Annotated in this window: 15 protein-coding genes; 11 read left to right on the top strand and 4 right to left on the bottom strand. The window is 63.0% G+C overall.

All coding sequences use genetic code 11. From position 1 onward, the window contains the following. Positions 1 to 658: 658 nt before the first annotated feature. Positions 659 to 1,639: a sugar-binding transcriptional regulator gene (locus MUM_RS0117350; protein WP_003215718.1), complete on the bottom strand. Its 981-nt coding sequence runs from the start codon at positions 1,637 to 1,639 to the stop codon at positions 659 to 661. 63 nt (positions 1,640 to 1,702) lie between these two features. After that, positions 1,703 to 2,164, bottom strand: a complete 462-nt coding sequence (rpiB, locus tag MUM_RS0117355; RefSeq protein WP_010172018.1) for a ribose 5-phosphate isomerase B — start codon at positions 2,162 to 2,164, stop codon at positions 1,703 to 1,705. Between the two features lie 284 nt (positions 2,165 to 2,448). Between rpiB and MUM_RS0117360 the strand changes: the two genes are divergently transcribed. From MUM_RS0117360 to dhaL, 7 genes are all read left to right on the top strand, one after another. After that, positions 2,449 to 3,936 carry a sugar ABC transporter ATP-binding protein gene (locus MUM_RS0117360; protein WP_010172020.1) on the top strand — a complete coding sequence of 496 codons (1,488 nt, stop codon included), beginning with the start codon at positions 2,449 to 2,451 and terminating at the stop codon, positions 3,934 to 3,936. Then, positions 3,933 to 4,922: an ABC transporter permease gene (locus MUM_RS0117365; RefSeq protein ID WP_010172022.1), complete on the top strand. Its 990-nt coding sequence runs from the start codon at positions 3,933 to 3,935 to the stop codon at positions 4,920 to 4,922. Before MUM_RS0117360 ends, MUM_RS0117365 begins: the two co-directional genes overlap by 4 nt. Positions 4,923 to 4,979: 57 nt before the next feature. Next, on the top strand, positions 4,980 to 5,987 hold the full coding sequence (locus MUM_RS0117370; RefSeq protein ID WP_010172023.1) for a substrate-binding domain-containing protein: 1,008 nt from the start codon (positions 4,980 to 4,982) through the stop codon (positions 5,985 to 5,987). Positions 5,988 to 6,139: 152 nt separating this feature from the next. After that, positions 6,140 to 6,895 carry an SDR family oxidoreductase gene (locus MUM_RS0117375; RefSeq protein WP_010172026.1) on the top strand — a complete coding sequence of 252 codons (756 nt, stop codon included), beginning with the start codon at positions 6,140 to 6,142 and terminating at the stop codon, positions 6,893 to 6,895. A gap of 28 nt (positions 6,896 to 6,923) precedes the next feature. After that, a complete protein-coding gene (locus MUM_RS0117380) occupies positions 6,924 to 8,039 on the top strand; it encodes an erythritol/L-threitol dehydrogenase (protein WP_010172027.1) in 1,116 nt (371 codons plus the stop codon). A 175-nt stretch (positions 8,040 to 8,214) separates the two neighbouring features. Beyond that, positions 8,215 to 9,216: a dihydroxyacetone kinase subunit DhaK gene (locus MUM_RS0117385; RefSeq protein ID WP_010172030.1), complete on the top strand. Its 1,002-nt coding sequence runs from the start codon at positions 8,215 to 8,217 to the stop codon at positions 9,214 to 9,216. 3 nt (positions 9,217 to 9,219) lie between these two features. Beyond that, on the top strand, positions 9,220 to 9,864 hold the full coding sequence (gene dhaL / locus MUM_RS0117390; protein ID WP_010172032.1) for a dihydroxyacetone kinase subunit DhaL: 645 nt from the start codon (positions 9,220 to 9,222) through the stop codon (positions 9,862 to 9,864). Between the two features lie 112 nt (positions 9,865 to 9,976). Here the strand turns inward: dhaL and MUM_RS0117395 are convergent, their stop codons facing one another. Continuing rightward, positions 9,977 to 10,867, bottom strand: a complete 891-nt coding sequence (locus MUM_RS0117395) for a LysR family transcriptional regulator (protein ID WP_010172034.1) — start codon at positions 10,865 to 10,867, stop codon at positions 9,977 to 9,979. A gap of 103 nt (positions 10,868 to 10,970) precedes the next feature. Here MUM_RS0117395 and MUM_RS0117400 point away from each other — a divergent pair, with 103 nt between their 5' ends. Both MUM_RS0117400 and MUM_RS0117405 read left to right on the top strand, forming a co-directional pair. After that, positions 10,971 to 11,456, top strand: coding sequence for a GlcG/HbpS family heme-binding protein (locus MUM_RS0117400; RefSeq protein WP_029615967.1), 486 nt, complete (start codon positions 10,971 to 10,973; stop codon positions 11,454 to 11,456). Further along, positions 11,453 to 12,982 (top strand): MFS transporter, encoded by a 1,530-nt coding sequence (locus tag MUM_RS0117405; RefSeq protein ID WP_010172038.1) that lies wholly within the window; start codon positions 11,453 to 11,455, stop codon positions 12,980 to 12,982. Before MUM_RS0117400 ends, MUM_RS0117405 begins: the two co-directional genes overlap by 4 nt. A 170-nt stretch (positions 12,983 to 13,152) precedes the next feature. Here MUM_RS0117405 and sohB read toward each other — a convergent pair whose 3' ends face one another. Next, entirely contained in the window at positions 13,153 to 14,178 is a 1,026-nt protein-coding gene (gene sohB, locus MUM_RS0117410; RefSeq protein WP_010172040.1) for a protease SohB, read from the bottom strand. Positions 14,179 to 14,389: 211 nt separating this feature from the next. On the opposite strand from sohB, the gene MUM_RS0117415 reads away from it, so the two are divergent. Together MUM_RS0117415 and MUM_RS0117420 are read left to right on the top strand one after the other, a co-directional pair. Next, the gene (locus MUM_RS0117415) at positions 14,390 to 16,081 is read left to right on the top strand and encodes a ShlB/FhaC/HecB family hemolysin secretion/activation protein (protein ID WP_029615968.1); all 1,692 of its coding nucleotides are present in this window, start codon (positions 14,390 to 14,392) and stop codon (positions 16,079 to 16,081) included. A 111-nt stretch (positions 16,082 to 16,192) separates the two neighbouring features. Beyond that, entirely contained in the window at positions 16,193 to 20,926 is a 4,734-nt protein-coding gene (locus MUM_RS0117420; RefSeq protein WP_010172044.1) for a hemagglutinin repeat-containing protein, read from the top strand. The last annotated feature ends 52 nt before the right edge of the window (positions 20,927 to 20,978 follow it).

Genomic DNA, 20,978 nt, shown 5'->3' on the forward strand with positions numbered 1-20,978 from the left:
CCCTGCGTTCGGCCTCGGGCTTATTGGGGCAGTCAGAGCCAGATCAAGATCAAAAGCAAGAGCACAGCGGCCTACAGGCCGGCTTGAGTGGTAGAAGCCAGATCAAAAGCCAAAGCCAAAGCCAAAGCGAAAACGAAAACGAAATCTGAAACTGCTGCAGCTCTGCTTTTCTGTGGGAGCTGGCTTGCCTGCGATGCAGACACCTCGGTTTTTCAGGTACACCCAGTTGACGCCATCGCAGGCAAGCCAGCTCCTACAGTTGGACCGTGCCCGCTGTAGATTTTGATTTTGCCTTTGCTTCACACCACTCAAGCCGGCCTGTAGGCCGCTGTGCTCTTGATCTGCTTTTGATCTTGATCTTAGGCGCCCCGTTAAACCACGCTGGCCGAACGCAGGCTTTGGAGCGTGGGTAACCCGGCAGGACGCCGGGTTAGCCGCGCTGGGCCAAGGATGGCCCATCGCGGCGGCCCACGGTCCAAAGCCGGAGTGAGGGCACACCGAGCCTTAGCGAGGTGCCGAGTGGTGGGGCAAGAGCCTTTTGGTTACTTTTGGGCTCCTTTCAAAAGTGACCCGCTGTAAGAGCGGAACCCATAGAAGCCATTACCTAAATAATGGATATGCCCCCAGCCCAACACAAAAAGCTGATCTAACATGCGTGTCAGCTTTTACGCGTCGCATCATCCAACGCCAAAATGGTATGAGCATTGGTCACCGTGGTCGCCAGGGTATTGATCACCCCCGACCGCAACGCCCCCAGCGTCGCCGCTGCCTTGGTGTTTTCACTCGCAATCGCCACCACATCCGGAATCCGGAACAGCTCCTGCACCGTCAACCCGATCACCCGTCCCTGGATGGCGTTGACCGCGGGCTGCCCGTGAATGTCGATAAAGTCATACCCCATCATGTCCCCCACCGTGCCGGACAACCGCGCCTGGGCGATCTCCTGGGGCGAAAACCACCCCATGCGCACCATGTTGCTGTTTTCACTCATGTCGCCAATACCGATCAACGCCATGTCGGCACGACGGGCACGGTCAAGGGTGGAACGCACGGTGTCATTGCTGATCAACACCCCGCGCAGCTCGGGATTAGCCACCAGCGCCGGGGCATACAGGCTTTCACTCTCGCCACCAAACCGCAGGGCCAGGCGCCGGCAGATGTGATCAGGGTTCATGTATTCGCCGGCCTTGAGCGAACCACCGATAGCGCACACAAACGTGCAGTTGCGGGTCACCGGCAAAAACACGTTATCCGCCACCGCGCCCACATTACGCCCCATGCCGACCGCGACGATCATCCCGTCGCTGAGGGTTTTATTCAGGTAGTTGGCCACCAGGCTTGCAACCGCCGAGCGCTGGGTGTCGGGGTCGCTGTGGTCGACCGCGATCAAGGCCCGGTCCAGCTGGAAGCGCTCCACCAACGCCTGTTCCAGCTCGTTGTTCATCGCCGGGTGCTGCAGCACGCGCACCTCGACAATCCCTTCATCCCGCGCGCGTTTGAGCAGGCGGCTGACTTTTGCCCGGGACAGGTCGAAGCGCTTGGCGATGGCTTCCTGAGTGACGTTCTCAAGGTAATAGAGCATCGCCACTTCGGTCATCAGGTCGATGTCGCTGGCGATGCGCTGGGTACTGTCACTCATGGGCACGGGCTTCCGTTTCGGTGTCAAAGGCGCATTCTCCCGACTCTTGCCCCGTTCCGTCCACTACTGATGCCCGTCACGCTCGATCGCGTTGATGCGGTCGACCTTGGCCCCGGAACGCGCGGCTTCGAACTCCGACTCCAGGAACGACTTGACGATGCTTTTGGCCAGCTCCGCGCCGATCACCCGTGCACCAATGGACAGGATCTGCGCATCGTTGCTCTTGCGCGCTCGCTCCGCCGAGTAGGTGTCGTGGGCCTGGGCCGCACGAATCCCCAGGACTTTGTTGGCCGAGATGGCCATGCCGATACCGGTGCCGCACACCAGCACGCCCAGCCGTTGCTGGCCGGCGTTGATCGCCGTGGCCACCGCCAGGGCAATGTCCGGGTACAGCACCGGCGCCGTGGAGTGGGTGCCGAAGTCGGTCACCGGGTAACCCAGCGCCTCGATGTGGCGCTTCAACAGTTCTTTGAGCTCATAACCCGCTTCATCGCATCCGATAGCCACCGGGAAAGGTGTGTTCATGGCGTTTGGCTCCGCTGCCGTTTTGGGTGCTGGAGAATGATCATATGATCACTCAATGAAATTTCGCTCAGTCATTTCTCGGATATTCCAAGCGCCCTGTCAAGCAGGATTTAGCTGACCTCACAGTCAAAGCCCTCTAAACCGGCACACTTTGCGCAAATCCACCCATTTACAACTTTTCGGTGAAAGAGATTGACTGATCAGAATTTCATTTGATACACATATGCTCACAGCGAAACATGACTGTGCGACCTAATAAGAATTCACAGCACGAGGACACGCCGATGGCCACGCCATTACTGCTCCAGGCTGAACACGTCGCCAAGGCTTACGCCGGGATTCCTGCCCTGCGTGAGGGGCGCCTCTCTCTGCGGGCCGGCAGCGTCCACGCTCTGTGCGGCGGCAATGGCGCAGGCAAATCGACTTTCCTGAGCATCCTGATGGGCATCACCCAGCGTGACGCCGGGACCATCCTGCTCAACGGCTCACCCGTTCAGTTCAACCGCCCCAGCGAAGCACTGGCGGCGGGGATCGCGATGATCACCCAGGAGCTGGAACCCATTCCCTACATGACCGTCGCCGAAAACATCTGGCTGGGCCGCGAACCGCGCCGCGCCGGGTGCATCGTCGACAGCAAGGAATTGAACCGGCGCACTCGCCAATTGCTGGAAAGCCTGGAATTCGACGTCGATGCCACCAGCCCCATGCATCGCCTGAGCGTGGCGCAGATCCAGTTGGTGGAGATCGCCAAGGCGTTCAGCCACGACTGCCAGGTAATGATCATGGACGAGCCCACCTCGGCCATCGGCGAGCGCGAGGCCGAAACCCTGTTCAAGGCGATTCGCCGCCTCACCGCCCGCGGCGCCGGCATCGTCTATGTGTCGCACCGCCTCAGTGAACTGGCGCAAATCGCCGACGACTACAGCATCTTTCGCGACGGCGCCTTTGTTGAAACCGGGCGCATGGCCGATATCGACCGCGCCCATCTGGTGCGCGGCATCGTCGGCCAGGAACTGACCCGCATCGATCACAAAGTCGGCCGCGAATGCGCCGCCGAATGCTGCCTGGACGTCGACAGCCTGAGCCGTGCCGGCGAGTTCCAGGACATCAGCCTGCAGCTGCGCCAGGGCGAGATTCTGGGCATCTATGGGCTGATGGGCTCGGGCCGCAGTGAATTCCTCAATTGCATCTACGGCCTCACCACCCCGGATTCCGGCAGCGTAACCCTGCAAGGCAAGCCGATGCCCATCGGCCTGCCCAAGGCGACGATCCAGGCCGGCATGTCGCTGGTCACCGAAGACCGCAAGGACAGCGGCCTGGTGCTCAGCGGCAGCATCCTCTCGAACATCGCGCTGTCGGCGTACAAGCAGCTGTCGAGCTGGTCGCTGATCAATGCGCGCAAGGAAAACCAGTTGGCTCAGGACATGGTCAAGCGCCTGCAGATCAAGACCACCTCCCTGGACCTGCCGGTGGAGTCCATGAGCGGCGGCAATCAGCAGAAGGTGGTGCTCGCCAAATGCCTGTCGACCCAGCCGATCTGCCTGCTGTGCGATGAGCCGACCCGGGGCATCGACGAAGGCGCCAAGCAGGAGATCTATCACCTGCTGGACCAGTTCGTGCGCGCCGGTGGCGCCGCGATTGTGGTGTCGTCCGAAGCCCCGGAATTGCTCCACCTGAGTGACCGTATTGCCGTGTTCAAAGGCGGAAGGCTGGTCACCATCAGCAGCGATACCGCCCTTTCCCAGGAAGCCTTGTTGAGTCTTGCCTCATGAATGCCAAATCACTCTCTACACCTGCAGCCGCCCCCATCACCACCGCACCGCGCAGCCGCCTGCGCTTGTCCCTCGACCGCTTCGGCCTGCCGCTGGTGTTTATCCTGCTGTGCCTGGTGATGGCCTTCGCCAGCGAATACTTCATGACCTGGCGCAACTGGATGGACATCCTGCGCCAGACCTCGATCAACGGGATCCTCGCCGTGGGCATGACCTACGTGATCCTGACCAAGGGCATCGACTTGTCGGTGGGCTCGATCCTGGCGTTTGCCGGCCTGTGCAGCGCCATGGTCGCGACCCAGGGCTATGGCGTGCTGGCGGCAGTCAGCGCCGGGATGTTCGCCGGGGCGATGCTCGGCGTGGTGAACGGCTTTATGGTCGCCAACCTGTCGATCCCGCCGTTTGTGGCGACCCTCGGCATGTTGAGCATTGCCCGGGGCATGACCTTCATCCTCAACGACGGCAGCCCGATCACCGATTTGCCCGACGCCTACCTCGCGCTGGGCATCGGCAAGATCGGCCCGATTGGCGTGCCGATTGTGATCTTCGCCGTGGTCGCGCTGATCTTCTGGATGGTGCTGCGCTACACCACTTACGGCCGTTATGTGTACGCGGTGGGCGGCAACGAGAAGAGTGCACGCACCTCCGGGATCGGCGTGCGCAAGGTGATGTTTTCGGTGTACGTGGTTTCGGGGTTGCTCGCCGGATTGGCCGGCGTGGTGCTCTCGGCACGCACCACTTCCGCCCTGCCCCAGGCCGGCACTTCGTATGAGCTGGACGCGATTGCCGCGGTGGTGATCGGCGGCACCAGCCTGTCCGGCGGCACCGGCACGATTGTCGGCACGCTGTTTGGCGCGCTGCTGATCGGCGTGATCAACAACGGCCTGAACCTGCTCGGCGTGTCCTCCTATTACCAGCAGGTCGCCAAGGGCCTGATCATCGTGTTCGCAGTACTGATTGATGTGTGGCGCAAGAAAAAACGCTAGTCGCTTTTCCTCGAAAACCGAACTGAACGACCTACAACAATAAGCGGAGTTCTCATCATGAAAGTTGGTATTTCCCTGGCCGCCGTCGCGGCACTCTCCCTGCTCGCCAGCAGCATTGCCCTGGCTGCCGATGGCAAGACCTACAAGATCGGCGCCGCGGTGTACGGGCTCAAGGGCCAGTTCATGCAGAACTGGGTGCGCGAGCTGAAAGAACACCCGGCCGTCAAGGATGGCACCGTGCAGTTGACCGTATTCGACGGCAACTACGACGCCCTGACCCAGAACAACCAGATTGAAAACATGGTGACCCAGCACTACGACGCGATCCTGTTTGTGCCGATCGACACCAAGGCCGGCGTCGGCACCGTGAAGGCCGCCATGAGCAACGATGTGGTGGTGATCGCCTCCAACACCAAGGTGGCCGACGCCAACGTGCCGTATGTGGGCAACGACGACGTGGAAGGCGGCCGCCTCCAGGCCCAGGCCATGGTCGACAAGCTCAACGGTAAAGGCAACGTGGTGATCATCCAGGGCCCGATTGGCCAGTCAGCCCAGATCGACCGCGAAAAAGGCGAGATGGAAGTACTGGGCAAACACCCGGACATCAAGATCATCGAGAAGAAAACCGCCAACTGGGACCGCGCCCAGGCCCTGGCCCTGACGGAAGACTGGCTGAACGCCCACCCCAAAGGCATCAACGGCGTGATCGCGCAGAACGACGACATGGCCCTCGGCGCAGTGCAGGCACTGAAGTCCCACGGGCTCACCTCCAAAGACGTGCCGGTGACCTCCATCGACGGCATGCCGGATGCAATCCAGGCCGCGAAAAAAGATGAAGTGACCACCTTCCTGCAAGACGCCCAGGCCCAGTCCCAGGGCGCGCTGGATGTGGCGCTGCGGGCACTGGCCGGCAAGGATTACAAACCGCAGTCGGTGATCTGGGAACGCTATGGCAAGGACGTGAAATGGGGTGACGGGACTGCCAAGAACTACATCCTGCCGTGGGTACCGGTGACCAATGCGAATGCGGATGCGCTGTATCAGCAGGTCAGCGGCAGCAAATAGCAACACGATCAATGTGGGAGCTGGCTTGCCTGCGATGGCATCACCTCGGTGCTGCTGATACACCGAGTCGCCTGCATCGCAGGCAAGCCAGCTCCCACATTTGACCGGGCTCCACCCTTAGATCTCGATTGTCAGTAAGAGGAGTCATGTTCATGTCTGGATTCTGGAATCAAGCCTTCGACCTCACCGGCCGCTGCGCCGTGATCACCGGCGGGGCCGCCGGGATCGGTCTGGCTTGTGCCAGCCTGTTGGTGGAACGCGGCGCGCGGGTGGCCCTGCTGGACCGCGACCCGGCCGTGGTCGAAGTCGCTGCCAGCCTCGGCGCCGGGAACATCGGCATCGCCGTGGACCTGCGCCAGCTCGACCAGGTGCAGAGCACCGTCGACTACGTATTCGACCACTTCAAGCGCCTGGATTACCTGGTCAACAGCGCCGGCGTCGCCCTGCTGGACAAGGCCCTGGACGTCAGCGAAAACGCCTGGGACACCACCCTCGACATCAACCTCAAGGCCAGTTTCTTCGTGGCCCAGGCCTGCGCCAGGCACATGCTTGTCCAGGGCAGCGGGCGCATCGTCAACCTCGCCTCTCAAGCGGCGGTGATCGGCCTCGACCGTCACGTCGCGTACTGCGCCAGCAAGGCCGCCGTGGTCGGCATGACCAAGGTGCTCGCCATGGAATGGGCGCCCCACATCAACGTCAACGCCATCTCCCCGACCATCGTCGAAACCGCCCTGGGCAAAAAGGCCTGGGCGGGCGAGCTGGGGGAGCGGGCGAAATTGCAGATCCCGGCGGGCCGCTTTGCCCAGCCGGAAGAAATCGCCGGGCTCGCGTTGTACCTGCTCAGCGACGCCGCACAGATGATCACCGGGGAAAACGTGGTGATCGACGGCGGCTACAGCATTCAGTAATTCACCTTTTGTCGTGAGGTTTATCGTCATGTCCACTGTCATCGAACGCACGCCTGAGCAACTGGCCCCCGTCATTCCGAAAACCATGCAGGCCGTGGTCTGCCATGGCCCCGAAGATTACCGCCTGGAGACCGTCGACGTGCCCACACCCGGCCCCGACGAGATCCTGACCAAGGTCGAGCTGTGTGGCATCTGCATGGGCGACATCAAGACCTATCGCGGCGCACCGTCATTCTGGGGCGATGCCGAGCAGCCGCGCTACGTCAAGCCGCCAATGATTCCCGGGCATGAATTCGTGTGCCGCGTGGTTGCCCTCGGCCCGGGCGCGGAAAAGCGCGGGGTAAAGGTTGGCGACCGGGTGATTTCCGAACAGATCGTACCGTGCTGGGGCTGCCGTTTCTGCAACCACGGCCAGTACTGGATGTGCCAGAAGCACGACCTGTATGGCTTCCAGAACAACGTCCAGGGCGCCATGGCCCAGTACATGATCTTCACCAAGGAAGGCATCATCCACAAAGTGCCGGACTCGATTGCCCCGGATGAGGCGATCCTGATCGAACCCCTGGCCTGCTCGCTGCATGCAGCGGAACGGGCGAATGTGGATTTCGACGACATCGTGGTGGTGGCCGGTGCCGGCACCCTGGGCCTGGGGATCATCGGCGCGGTGCGCATGCGCAACCCGAAAAAACTCATCGTGCTCGACATGAAACCCGAACGCGCCGCCCTCGCCCTGCGCATGGGCGCGGATGAGGTGTGGAACCCGGCTGAGGTCGACGTGATGGCGAAGATTCGCGAGATCACCGATGGCTATGGTTGCGACATTTACATCGAAGCCACCGGGCACCACAAGGCGGTGAACCAGGGCCTGGCGATGCTGCGCAAGCTGGGGCGTTTTGTTGAGTTCAGCGTGTTCAACGACGAGGCCACGGTGGACTGGTCGATCATCGGCGACCGCAAGGAACTGGACGTGCTGGGCTCGCACCTGGGCCCGTACATGTACCCACGGGCCATCGACTTTATCGGCAACCGCAAGATCGACATGCGCGACGTGGTGACCCACAAATTCGCCCTGGCAGACTTCAAGGAAGCGTTTGCGGTGATGGAACGCGGAGACAAGTCGCTTAAAGTCGTCCTGGAACCCTGATTGGCCCAATAACACAAAACCCTGCGGGCGCCGGGCTCTTTGTGGGAGCTGGCTTGCCTGCGATAGCATCGACCCGGTGTCACTGAAAGACCGAGGCGCTTGCATCGCAGGCAAGCCAGCTCCCACAAAAGCCCCCCGCCCCAACACCCAGAACAAGAACACAGGAAACCGCGTTATGAATCGAGTGATAAACGATCCGGATCAGGTGGTCGAGGACATGCTGCGGGGCATTCTGGTCGCGCACCCCGAGCTGCGCCAGTACGAAACCAATCCCCGGGTGATCGGCAAGGCCAGGCCGTCACCGCAAGGCCGTGTGGGCATCGTGACCGGCGGCGGCTCCGGGCATGAACCGGCGTTCCTCGGCTATGTCGGCCCGGGCCTGGTAGACGCCGTGGCCGTCGGCGAGATTTTCTCCTCGCCCACCGCCAAAAGTTTCTTCGACGCCTTCCGGGCTGCCGACCACGGTGCCGGCGTGGCGTGCCTGTACGGCAACTACGCCGGCGACAACATGAACGTGAAGCTGGCGATGAAGATGGCTGCCAGCAAGGACATGCGCATCCGCACGGTGGTCGCCAACGACGACGTGGCCTCGGCCCCCAACGCCGACATCGCCAAGCGTCGCGGAGTGGCGGGCGAGATCTTCATGTGGAAGGTCGGCGGTGCAGCTGCCGCGCAGCATTACGACCTGGACGGGGTGATTCGTGTCGCCCAGAAGGCGGTCGACAACTGCCGCTCCATCGGCATTGGCCTTACGCCCTGCACCATCGCCGCGGTGGGCAAGCCGAACTTCCAGATCCCCGACGGGCAAATGGAATTGGGCATCGGCCACCACGGCGAGCCGGGCATCGAAGTGATCCCCATCGAGTCCGCCGAAGCCATGGCGGCGCGCATGCTCGCGCCGATCCTCGCCGACCGCGACTTCAGCCAGGACGACAGCGTGGTGGTGCTGGTCTCGGGCCTGGGCGCCACGCCGGTGATGGAGCTTTACATTTTCTACGCCGAGGTTGAACGTCAGCTCAAGGCCAAGGGCTTGAAGATTCACCGCTGCTACGTGGGCAACTACTTCACCTCCCTGGAAATGATGGGCGTGACCCTGACCTTGCTGGGCCTGGACGCCGAGCTGAAAACCCTGATCGACCAACCCTGCCGTTCCATCGGCATGACCCAGGCGGAATAAACCATGAGCCAGCATTTCTCCACCCACGACGGCAGCGCCATCGTCGCCGACCTGGTGAGCGTGATCGTTGCCAACCGCGAGTACCTGAGCGAAGTTGACGGCGCCATTGGCGATGGCGACCACGGCATCAACATGGCCAAGGGGTTTGCCCATTGCGGGCGCACGATCGAAGGCCGCCAGTTGACCCTGGCCGAGGCGCTGGACGAGTTGACGCTGAGCCTGATGGAAGGCATCGGCGGCTCCATGGGGCCGTTGTATGGCAGCCTGTTTATCGGCATGGCGGATGAGGTACGGGCCAGCGAAGAGATTGACGCGGCGACCTTTGCGCACTTGCTGCGGGGCGGACTGACGTCGTTGCAGGACATCACCGAAGCCGGCGTGGGAGACAAGTGTTTGATGGACACGCTGATTCCGGCGGTGGAGGCGTTTGAACAGGCCCACGGGTCGGGCGCGTCGTTCAGTGAAGCGCTGGAGGCGATGAAAAGTGCGGCGTCACAGGGACGGGATTCCACCAGGGATCTGGTGGCGAAGATTGGCCGGGCGAGTCGGCTGGGTGAGCGTTCGCTGGGCGTGCTGGATGCGGGCGCGGTGTCGTGCTGTTTGATACTGACAAGGCTGGCGGATTCGATTCAACCGCGGTTGGTGTAGCGCCTGGCCAGGCCTCATCGCAGGCAAGCCAGCTCCCACAGTTGATCGAGTGTGCCTGGGCGTACGCTGTCAACTGTGGGAGCTGGCTTGCCTGCGATGGCCGCGGCGCGGTTTAACGTTTATCACCAAAAACAGCTGCACTCTGCTTCACCTGCTCTATGTACCGCGCCACCGCCGGCGCCTTTTCAAAACGCCGGTGGATCAGTGACAACCATGACGACGCCTCGCTGCCTTCAATCCTGCGATACACCACGTTCGGCAATCCCACATGCCCCACCACTGACTCCGGCACCACCGCCACCCCCTGCCCCAGCGACACCAGCGCAATCACCGCCACCAAACCACCCGGCTGCGGCCCCAGACGCGGCGCATAACCTCCCTGGGCCGCCACGTGCAGCGTGCCGCTGATCTGCTCGGGCAAGATGAAGGTCTCGTTTTGCAGGTGCTCACAGCTGATCGCCTTCAACCCCAGCAGCCACGAATCCTGAGGCAACGCCAGCACAAACCCCTCACTGCTCAACCGCACCGCATCGACGCCATCAGGCAAGGTCATCGGCGAGCGAATATAGCCAATGTCGTAGCGCCCCTCGGCCACCAGTCCCGGCAACGCCGCCATGGGGCTCTCGCGCACATTGAGGCTCACGTCCGGGCAATCCGCGCAGAACGACTGCACCTGGCGCTGCAGCAGCCCCGAATACACCGCCGACGCCACATACCCCAATTCAATATGGCCGATCTCGCCACGCCCGGCACGCTGGGCATTGCGCTGGGCAAACTCGAACTGGCGCACCGTGGCCTCGGCCTCGATCAGCAACGCCGCGCCCGCCTCGGTCAGGCTGACTTCGCGCTGGCTGCGGATAAACAGGCGGGTGCCCAGGGTGGTCTCCATGTCCTGAATCTGTCGGCTCAGGGTCGGCGGCGCAATGCCCAGTTGCTCGGCGGCACGGGTGAAATTGCGTTGCCGGGCAACGGCCAGGAAGTAGCGGAAATGCCGTATTTCCATCACAGGATTAGCTCAAAGGTAATGAAGTGCTGTATGGCGCCTAACAACGGCGCGACTGACCGGGGATAAGCTCGCGGTACGCTTACAGTAGAGAGGCTTTTCCATGTTAGTCAAATCATTGATTCTGGCTGCTGTCGGTCTTTGCACCCTGCCAGCGGCGTTCGCGGCAGGCCCGTCACCGGGCATTGCCCACAAGGCAATACTTAGTCTGGCAACTGCCCAGCAGGTCGCTGCACACGCTCGAAAATTGGCCGCCGACAAAGGCTGGCCCTGCGCCCTGGCAATCGTCGATGACGGTGGCTGGCCGATCCTGACCCTGCGCATGGACGGGGCCCCTGTGGTGGCGGGTATCGAATTGGCCCAAGGCAAGGCGCGTACGTCAGCACTTTTCAAGCGGCCCTCCGCAGACCTGGAAAACGCCATCAACGGTGGGCGCCAGGCAGCCATCACCGCCGGCCTGCTGATGATGAAAGGCGCCCAGCCCATCATTCTTGAAGGCCAGGTCGTGGGCGCCATCGGCATCAGCGCCGACACCCCGGCCCACGACGACGAGATCGCCCTGGCGGCGGTGAGCGCGGTGCAACCATGAGCAACGTCAGCCCGCGCCTCACGCTGCTGACTGCCTCCGGGGTCTGCTCGCTGATTGTGCTCGACACCAATATCGTCGCCGTCACCCTGCCAAGCATCGCCCGGGACCTGGGGGCGAACTTTGCCGATATCGAGTGGGTGGTCAGCGCTTATATGCTGGCCTTCGCCGCGCTGTTGCTGCCGGCCGGGAGCATTGCCGACCGCTTCGGGCGCAAGAAAAGCCTGATCTGGGGCCTGAGCATTTTCATCCTCGCCTCCCTCGGCTGCGGCGCAGCACCGAATGCGTTGTTCCTGGACATCGCCCGAGCCATCAAAGGCGTCGGTGCGGCCTTGCTGCTGACTTCTGCGCTGGCCTCCATCGGCCACACCTTTCACGACGAAGCGGAGCGTGCCAAGGCCTGGGCGTTCTGGGGCGCGTGCATGGGTGTGGCGATGACCGCCGCGCCGACCCTGGGCGGCTTGATTACCCAGTACCTGGGCTGGCGCTGGATTTTCTATCTCAATTTGCCCATCGGCCTGGGGTTGATGGCGCTGTCGGTGCATGCCATCCCGCATTCGCGGGATAGCCAATCGGCGCGGCTGGACCCTTGGGGCAGCCTGGCGTTCAGCGCGAGCCTGCTGTGCCTGATCTGGGGCCTGATCGAAGCCAACCGCATCGGCTGGGACAACCCGCTGACCTACGCCCGGTTGCTGGGCGGCATCGCTTTGCTGGGCTTGTTTGTGCTCGCCGAACGCCTGCAACAGCGGCCGATGGTAGACCTGCAACTGTTCAAGCACCCACGCTTTATCGGTGCGCTGCTGGGGATGTTCGCCTACGCCGGCTGCGCCCAGGTGATGATGACGCTGCTGCCGTTCTACCTGCAAAACGGCCTGGGGTTCTCCGCGATTGCGTCTGGGCTGGGCATGCTGCCGTTTGCCTTGACCATGCTGGTTTGCCCCAGGATTGGCGCACGCCTGGCCGGGCGCTTTGCCCCGGCAACGATGATGGCGACAGGGCTCACGCTGGTGGGTTGCGGCAACCTGCTCAGTGCCTGGGCCGTGAATGTTGGCGGCTACCTGCCGTTCGCCCTGGCCATAGCGGTGACGGGGGCCGGCGCCGGATTGCTCAATGGCGACACCCAGAAAAACATCATGGCCTGCGTGCCACGAGACCGCGCCGGGATGGCATCGGGCATGAGTACGACCATGCGCTTCAGCGCGATCATGTTGGCGATCGGGGTGTACGGGGCCTTGTTGAGCAGCCACAGTGAACAGCTGCTGCACACCCGCCTGGGCGCACAGTGGCAGGAACAGGTGTCGGGGATCGCTTCACGGGTGGTGGCGGGCGATATGCCGGCGGCGATGGCGCTGCTGCCTGAATCGGCGCGGGTGATGGTGCAGCCACTGGCGCGGCAGGCCTTTGTCGGCGGGTTCAGCGTGGTGTTGTGGGTGGCGGGACTGTTGGGATTGCTGGGGGCGCTGGTGGTGGGATCGTTGATGCGCCATCCCATACCGGCGGTGCCGCAGGCTTCACTGCCAACTCGGTGAGTTGACCACCACAAACCCATGTGGGAGCGGGCTTGTTGTGGTGAGCGGGCTTGCCCCGCGCTGGGCTGCGAAGCAGCCCCATCAATCTGTGGTGAACCCGACGGGGGACAAGCCCCCTCACCACAACAAGCCCGCTCCCACATTTTGATCTTCGCCAGGCAGTTGACCTGCTACCAGAACCGCTGCTGGGTCAGGCGACTCCACCAGGTCAGCAGCACGCGGTCTACCGAACCGCTGGCGGCCAGGCCAACCCGCTCCTGCAGGCTTTTACGCTCGGCATAGTGCAGGTGGAACACTTCGGCGATCTTGGCCTTGGAGGCCAGGTATTCGTCGCTGGTCTGCAGCAGATCTACCAGTTGCTTGTCCAGCGCCGCCACGCCCAGCCAGACTTCGCCCGTAGCCACTTCATCAATGGCCAGCTGCGGGCGGTAGCGCGACACGAAGTTCTTGAACAGTTGATGGGTGATGTCCAGGTCTTCCTGGAACTTCTCCCGGCCCTTCTCGGTGTTTTCGCCAAACACGGTCAGGGTGCGTTTGTATTCACCGGCGGTCAGCACTTCGAAGTCGATGTCGTGCTTCTTCAGCAGGCGGTTGACGTTGGGCAACTGCGCCACCACGCCGATCGAGCCCAGGATGGCAAACGGCGCGCTGATGATCTTCTCGCCGATGCACGCCATCATGTATCCGCCGCTGGCCGCGACCTTGTCGATGCACACGGTCAACGGTACGCCCGCCTCGCGGATACGTGCCAGTTGCGACGACGCCAGGCCGTAGCTGTGGACCATGCCGCCGCCGCTTTCGAGGCGCAGCACCACTTCGTCCTTGGGCGTGGCCAGGCTCAACAGTGCGGTGATTTCGTGGCGCAGGCTTTCGGTGGCCGAGGCTTTGATATCGCCGTCGAAATCCAGCACGAACACCCGTGGCCTGGCCTCGGGTTTCTTCTTGCTGTTCTTCTTTTCAGCCTTGCTTTCAGACTTGCGCAGGGCCTTGAGCTGGTCCTTGTCGAGCAAGGTCTGCTCCAGGCGCTCACGCAGGCCCTTGTAGAAGTCATTGAGTTTGCTGACCTGCAACTGGCCGGCGGATTTGCGACGCCCCTTGCTGCGCAGGGCAGCAAAACTGGCGAGGACCACCAGAATGGCGACCACCAGGGTGACGGTTTTAGCTAGAAAACTTGCGTACTCGGCAAGAAACTCCATAAGACACCTGTGAGGCTTGAAAGGCGCAGTCTACGGGGATTGTCGTCGTGATGTCTAACACTGTCGACCGCAACAAATTCCTACAAAAATAACCAATTTTTCCTACTTGCGTAGTTCGATTCCCACAACATTTTCAGACGCCACGCCCAGCATTTACAGGGGGAAACCGCCTTAAACTCCGCGTTTATCAGACCCTGTAGAAGCAACGCTCATGTATAGCAGGCATTGCAACATTCCGTGCCAGATCCGTACGTCGTGGATGCTCACGGCCCTGGCGATCGTACTGATTGCCCCCGCGCCCACCCTGGCTGCCGACCCTCGTGCCCAGGAGCTTGAGCGGCGAACCCGGGAACAGCTGGAACTGGAGCAACGCTTGCGCCTGCTGGAGCGCTCCGGCCCCTTGTCACCCCAGGCTGCGCCGGGGCCGCCGCCACCGCTCCCCGTCGAGCCCTGCTGGCAGATCCGGGGGTTCAGGCTGCAAGGCAACACCTTGATCAGCCTGGCGCAGATCAATGCACGCCTTCAGCCGCTGATGAGCGACTGCATGAGCGTCACCCGCATCAACCAATTGCTGGCGGCCCTGACCGCGCTGTATGCCGACGCCGGCTTCATCGCCAGCCGGCCTTACCTGGCACAACGGCCACAGGACGGCCAGAGTCTGGACGTCATCATCGAGGAAGGTTTTGTCGAAAGCATCGAGCTTGCGGCCCCCGACCTGCCCATCTCGCTGCGTGGCGCGTTCCCCGGGATGCTCGGCAAACCGCTGCAACTGCGGGAACTGGAACAGGGCCTTGACCAACTCAACCGCCTGCGCTCCCTGGACCTCACCGCCGACGTGGCCCCCGGCAGCTTGCCCGGCGGCTCACGGCTGCTGATTCGCCCACGCACCAGCGCCGCGCCGATCGGCGCCGTGGTGAGCTACAACAACCGTGGCACCGAATACATCGGACGCAACAACGGCGCGCTCACCCTGACCTACGACAGCCCCTTGGGGTTGAACGATTTTGTCGCCCTGAGCACCAGCACCACCCTGGACCAGACGTCCGCCTACAGCCGCAGCCAAAGCCTGTACTACAACATCCCCTACGGCTTCTGGACCCTGGCCCTGAGCGCCGGCCACTCCCAATACCGCTACCCGGTCGAGCTGCCGAGCCAGACCGTCCGCGCGAACGGCCAGACCCGCCAATACAGCCTCAGCCTCAACCGCCTGCTCTGGCGCGACCAGGGCACGCTGCTCAACGGCATGCTGCGCCTGAGTTCAAAGCGTTCGCAGAGCTACTTTGCCGATCAATACCTGGCCATCCAAAGCCCGAGCCTGACAGTCGCCGAGGCCAGCCTCAGCCTGCTGAAAATCAGTGACGGCCTTTGGAATAGCACGTTCAGCTACGCCCAGGGCCTGGACTGGCTGGGAGCCGACCGCGACGAGGAACGGCTGTCACCCGCCCTGCCCCGTGCGCAGTTTCGCAAGTACCGCGCCGACGTGAGCTACTGGCGCCAGGGCCGCGATGGCCAATGGAGCTGGAACAGCCAACTGGCGCTGCAATACAGCCCCGACCCACTGCCCAGCCTGGAACAGATGCTGCTGACTGATGACTACGCGGTACGCGGCTTTCGTCAGGACCTGGTACAGGCCGCCAATGGCGCGGTGTGGCGCAACACCCTCAGCCTGCCCCGCCGCCTCGGCACGCAATGGACCCTCAGCCCGCGTGTGGGGCTGGACGTGGGTTGGAGCAAGCAAGTGGCGGGTGCCGAAGGCCAGCGGCTGGCCGGGGCCAATATCGGCGTCGGCTTGAGCACCCGCGACTGGCAACTGGACCTGGACTACCAGCGCAGGCTCTACGGCCCGCCCCCTTCGAGCCACGAGCCGGGCTTCTGGCGGCTGGAGTTGAGCCTGCAAATCTGAGTTCGCAAGGCGGGTGTTCTGGAGGAATACCCGAGGAGGCTTCACCCGTGCTCGCAAGGAGCATCAGGACGGTGCACGCACCCCATAACAACAATCAAAAAAGGTTTCGCCATGAAAACAATTGCGCACGCGCCACCGGCCGCTCTCAAACCCTGCCAGACCTTGCGCTGGATGGTCTGCGGCCTGGTATTTGTCCACTACATACAACCCGCCATGGCCGCCAGCGGGGCAGCAGTGACGGTGACCATGGCCGCGTCCACCCCGCAGGCCCCGATCCCGGCTCCCGGCGGCGCCACAGTCTCCACCCAACAAGGGGTGCCGGTGGTCAACATTGTTGCCCCCAACGCGACGGGGCTTTCCCACAACCAGTTCCTGAACTACGACGTCGAGCGCCAGGGGCTGGTGCTGAACAATTCAACGGCGGCAGGCCAGTCGCAATTGGCCGGGCAACTGGGTGCCAACCCGCAGTTCAATGGCCGTGACGCCAGCCTGATTCTCAACGAAGTGATCAGTCGCAACGCCTCCCGCATCAACGGCCCCCAGGAGATCTTCGGCCGGGCGGCCGACTATGTGCTGGCCAACCCGAACGGCATCAACGTCAACGGCGCCACCTTTATCAATACGCCGCGAGCCGCCTTCGTGGTGGGCAGCCCAGAGTTCGAGGACGGACGCCTTGCACGCCTCACAACCTTTGACGCGCGCAACGAGCTGATTGTGGGTGACCGCGGGCTGAGCAACATGGCGGGCGCCATAGACCTGATTGCACCGCGTATCGACGTCAACGGCAGCATCGATGCACGGAGCGACCTGAATGTCATCATGGGTTTCAACCAGGTGGCGTATGAGGATCGCAGGATCGAACAGGTACGCCAGCCGGCCAGGCCGCCCGTCGACGCGCAACTGTTCGGCGCGATGCAGGCCGGGCGGATCAATATCATCAGCACCGCCGACGGCGCCGGGGTCAAGGTTGCCGCGCCGCTGCTGGCCATGGCAGACCTGACGGTGGCCTCGGCCGGCAACCTGGAAATAACCGGCAGCATCCGGCCAGACTCGCTCAACGCCAACCGTACCCTGTTGAACAGCGACACCGGCGATGTGCAGTTGCAAGCCAAGGACGACCTGGTGCTCACCGCCACCGACGTCAGCGCACGCACCATCGACGCCAGCGCCGGGGGTGACCTGCGGCTCGACGCCCTGACCAGTTCGCGTAAAACCGAGCAGCGGGAAAACTGGAACAAAAAATTCCTGTTCATTACCACCGAGACCTACGACAAAAAAACCACCGACACCCGCACCCGGCAGCACGGCAGCACCCTCACGGCCACTGCCGACCTGAGCCTCAAGGCCGGCAAAAATATCGAGCTCAAGGCCTCCACCGCCAGCGCCGGCGGAACCCTTCAGGCCGAGGCCGGCAAGGACCTGCGCCTGAGTGCACTGAACGACTCGAAGGAAACCCGCGAAACCCTCAACCACCGCAAAAACCTCTGGCGCGGCGACTACGATAAAACCGAAAAAATCGAAACCGCCCGCAGCAGCAGCCTCACCAGCGGCGGCGCGATGCAGTTGAGCAGCCAGCAGGACCTGCAAGTACTCGGCAGCGAGGTAGTGAGCCAGGGCGACCTGACCATCGACGCCGGGGGCAAGGTGGACATCGGCACCACCCGGGTCGTCCAGGAGAGCTGGCAAAAAGACTACGAAGGCGACTTGCTCTCCGGCAGTTTTTTCGGCGAGAACCTGAAGGACGAACGCAACGAAGACCTGGTGGTCGGCAGCCTGGTGGAGGCCAACGGCACCTTGCGGCTGCGCTCGGAAAACGTTGCCATCAGTGGCAGCCAGGTCGTGGGAGAGAAAGATGCGTTGCTGGTCAGCACAAGCGGCGCCCTGAGCATCGACGGCGCGCAAAACCGCGTGACGTCGGACAAGTCCGTCACCGACAGCAAACTGTTTGGCCTGCTCAAGGACCAGACCCGCGAGCGCAAGAACACCGCCACTCAGGTCCGCAGCCAGGTGCAGTCGCGCAGCAATCTGCGCCTGCAAAGCGCCAGCGACTTGAACGTGGTGGGCTCCGACGTGTCGGCACAAGGCCGGCTCGAACTGCAAGCCGAGGCCGACATCAACCTGCTGGCAGGCAAAAACACCGCCCAAACCCTCACTGAGACCGACCAGCACGGGTTTTCCGCCTCCGCCGGTGAAACCAAAGAAGCCGGGCCCGGGATCAAGGGGTCGGAGCAATACCAGGCCGGGATCAACTACAACCAGAAACAAACCATCACCACCGAGGACAGCCTCACCCACGAGGGCAGTCAACTCACCGGCGCCAGCGTGGACATCAACGCCGGCAATAATCTGCTGGTCAAGGGCTCCGACATAACGGCCACCGACGGCGATTTGAACCTGGCGGCCCCCTCAATAGAACTGCTCAGCGAGGCGGATAAAAGCCTACTGGTCGTCGAGGAAAACAGCCTCAGCCTTGGCCAGTTCTATACCGGCGGCATGGACCGCGCCGGCGGCGGCTGGCAGGTCGACAAGGACAAGGACGTGACGACCACGGACACCTCCACGGTTCAATCAAGCCAGTTGAGCGCTGCGGGAAATATCAATGTAATCGCCGGTGAGGGCCAGGGCCAACTCATCACCGAGGCCGCCAAGGTCAAGGCGGGCGGCGAGTTGAATGTCAGCGCGGGCACCCTGGAAAATCGTGCGGTGTACGACAGCGTTGCCGAGACCCGGGAGGTCGACCACTGGAGTGTCAGCGTCGGCGCCAACATCGAATACAAGGACGTGACCCGGCCGATCAAAAAAGTCGTCGACGGGATCGACCAGACCAAGGTCTACCAACCTTCGGTGCTGGATGCGCTGGACCCGCCCAACGCCGGTATCGACCTGGCCGTCAACGTGCTGGACAGCCGCGCCGAGTCGGGTTCCACCACGGCGGTGGTCAGTGAGTTCGAAGGCGCCTCGGTCAACGTTCAGGTCGACGGTGCGCTGACCGACACCGGCACGCGCTATGTGGCCACCGACGGCACGCTGTCGATCACCGCCGGAAGCCATGCGTTTGCAGCCGCTGAAAACACCACGTTCAGCCGAGACAAAGGCACCGATGTCGACACCGCCTTGCGGGTCTATACCACCACCGGCAGCGACATCAACGCGCGGGTCCTCGGCTCGGGCGGCAGCTTCGACTTGCGCCAGGCCACCGGCACCGCGGTACCCGGCAGCCTGGAGGGCAAATACGGGATCCAGGTGCAACTGGGTACGGATGGTCGGTATGAGGGCACCCGGTTTGATGCAGGCCAGGGTGACCTGAAAATCCGCACGCCGGGATCCCTGAGCTTCACCGAGGCCCGCGACTGGCAAACCAGCGATGAAACAACCCTGGGCGGGTTTGGCTGGGTGGAGGCCGGCACCAGCCCCAACACCCTGAAAAAAGCCAACGCAGGCGGCCAGCTCGACAAAGCATGGCTGGTCGTGGAAGACACCCAGGGCCGTGGCGCCAGCCTGTTCGCCGAAGGCCTGACCGAGATTGTCGCGGGGCAGGACCTTACGTTGCATGGCGCGCAAATCGGCAGCGCTGAACGCAACAACGGCGATGTGCGGCTCAAGGCCGGCGGTGACGTGGAGTTGCTGGCAGGTGTCGACACCTATTCGGCCGCCGGTGGCAACCTCGGCGGCGGTGCGCGGGCGAGCGTCAAGGCCACCCAAAGCGACACCGCCAGCGGGACGAGCGGCGGGTTCGGCCTCCAGGGCGGCGTAGGCAGCATTGATGAACGCGGCACCCTGCAACGGGGTGGCAGCTTCGACAGTCGCGGCACGGTGCAAATCGAAGGCCGGAACGTGCGCCTGCAAGGGGGGCAAGGCAAGGCTGAGGCGTTCGAACTGGCTGCCATCGGCGGCGAGCTGATCCTGGAATCCGCCGTCTCCGATGAGCAACGCGACAACAAATCCCTGACCGCCGGGCTGGGCGCCAGCCTCACCCGCAGCGCTGACTCGTCGAACAACGGCTCGGGCCTGTTCGCCCGGGCGAAAGGCGGCATCGACCAGCTCGACAGCCAGACCCACGACAACACGCGCCTGGTGGCTGACCGGGTGCAGCTCGACAGCCGGGGCGATACCCGACTGCTGGGCGCCACCGTCACGGCCGGCGAGGTCAGCGGCCGGATCGGCGGTGACCTGGTGGTCGAGAGCCGGCAAGATCAGGTACAGGCATTGACACTGAACCTGGATGCGCAACTGACCACCGAGAAAAACCCGTCCGGCGGGATTGATAAGGCAAGCGTTGCCGCCGGCCCGTTCGGTGGCACCGTGAAAAACATCGGCAAAAAACTCTACGAAAAAGCCGCCGACAAGACCCAGGCGCTCAAGGACAAGTTGCTGGCCAGAAGTACTGGCAGCCCGGGCGCCTCCCGGGACCGATTCAAGGACCTGCTGTTCCAGAACCCGAAAAACCGCGATGTCACCCCGACCTTGCTGGCGGACTTCAGCCGCACGCGCAACGACACCGTGGCCGAGGCTTCCGGGATCCGGGGTCGTGACGGTGTGGATTTGCAGGTGGCGGGCGGCGTCGACCTGCTGGGCGCGCGGATAGGCTCCAGCGGTGGCACCGTGGACTTGGGTGGCGCGTCAGTCACCGGCAAGGATTTGAGTGGCCGCGACCAGCGCACCGACCTGGGCATCAACGCCTCAGCCTCCCCCTTGCTGCTGGGCCTGGCGCTGAACAAGGCGTTCACCAAAGAACGTGACCCGCAAAGCCTGGCCGACGAGCAATTCGATACCGGCCTGCTGCGTACCGGCGGGCACGACCAACGCCAATTACTGACCAGCGGGGTTGATCAAAAAGGCCGCTGACAGCGGCACGCAAGCGGTGCAGCCCCCGTACCGGGGCTGCCCTCTAACGAGC

The sequence above is a fragment of the Pseudomonas sp. PAMC 25886 genome, from assembly GCF_000242655.1.
GTDB lineage: Bacteria > Pseudomonadota > Gammaproteobacteria > Pseudomonadales > Pseudomonadaceae > Aquipseudomonas.

What these genes read in the sequence shown, in the direction of transcription:
- MUM_RS0117365 (WP_010172022.1), top strand. Translation starts at nt 3,933, where the DNA reads ATGAATGCCAAATCACTCTCTACACCTGCAGCCGCCCCCATCACCACC.
- MUM_RS0117380 (WP_010172027.1), top strand. Translation starts at nt 6,924, where the DNA reads ATGTCCACTGTCATCGAACGCACGCCTGAGCAACTGGCCCCCGTCATT.
- MUM_RS0117385 (WP_010172030.1), top strand. Translation starts at nt 8,215, where the DNA reads ATGAATCGAGTGATAAACGATCCGGATCAGGTGGTCGAGGACATGCTG.
- MUM_RS0117350 (WP_003215718.1), bottom strand. Translation starts at nt 1,639, where the DNA reads ATGAGTGACAGTACCCAGCGCATCGCCAGCGACATCGACCTGATGACC.
- MUM_RS0117415 (WP_029615968.1), top strand. Translation starts at nt 14,390, where the DNA reads ATGTATAGCAGGCATTGCAACATTCCGTGCCAGATCCGTACGTCGTGG.
- MUM_RS0117420 (WP_010172044.1), top strand. Translation starts at nt 16,193, where the DNA reads ATGAAAACAATTGCGCACGCGCCACCGGCCGCTCTCAAACCCTGCCAG.
- dhaL (WP_010172032.1), top strand. Translation starts at nt 9,220, where the DNA reads ATGAGCCAGCATTTCTCCACCCACGACGGCAGCGCCATCGTCGCCGAC.
- rpiB (WP_010172018.1), bottom strand. Translation starts at nt 2,164, where the DNA reads ATGAACACACCTTTCCCGGTGGCTATCGGATGCGATGAAGCGGGTTAT.
- MUM_RS0117360 (WP_010172020.1), top strand. Translation starts at nt 2,449, where the DNA reads ATGGCCACGCCATTACTGCTCCAGGCTGAACACGTCGCCAAGGCTTAC.
- MUM_RS0117375 (WP_010172026.1), top strand. Translation starts at nt 6,140, where the DNA reads ATGTCTGGATTCTGGAATCAAGCCTTCGACCTCACCGGCCGCTGCGCC.
- MUM_RS0117405 (WP_010172038.1), top strand. Translation starts at nt 11,453, where the DNA reads ATGAGCAACGTCAGCCCGCGCCTCACGCTGCTGACTGCCTCCGGGGTC.
- MUM_RS0117400 (WP_029615967.1), top strand. Translation starts at nt 10,971, where the DNA reads ATGTTAGTCAAATCATTGATTCTGGCTGCTGTCGGTCTTTGCACCCTG.
- sohB (WP_010172040.1), bottom strand. Translation starts at nt 14,178, where the DNA reads ATGGAGTTTCTTGCCGAGTACGCAAGTTTTCTAGCTAAAACCGTCACC.
- MUM_RS0117395 (WP_010172034.1), bottom strand. Translation starts at nt 10,867, where the DNA reads ATGGAAATACGGCATTTCCGCTACTTCCTGGCCGTTGCCCGGCAACGC.
- MUM_RS0117370 (WP_010172023.1), top strand. Translation starts at nt 4,980, where the DNA reads ATGAAAGTTGGTATTTCCCTGGCCGCCGTCGCGGCACTCTCCCTGCTC.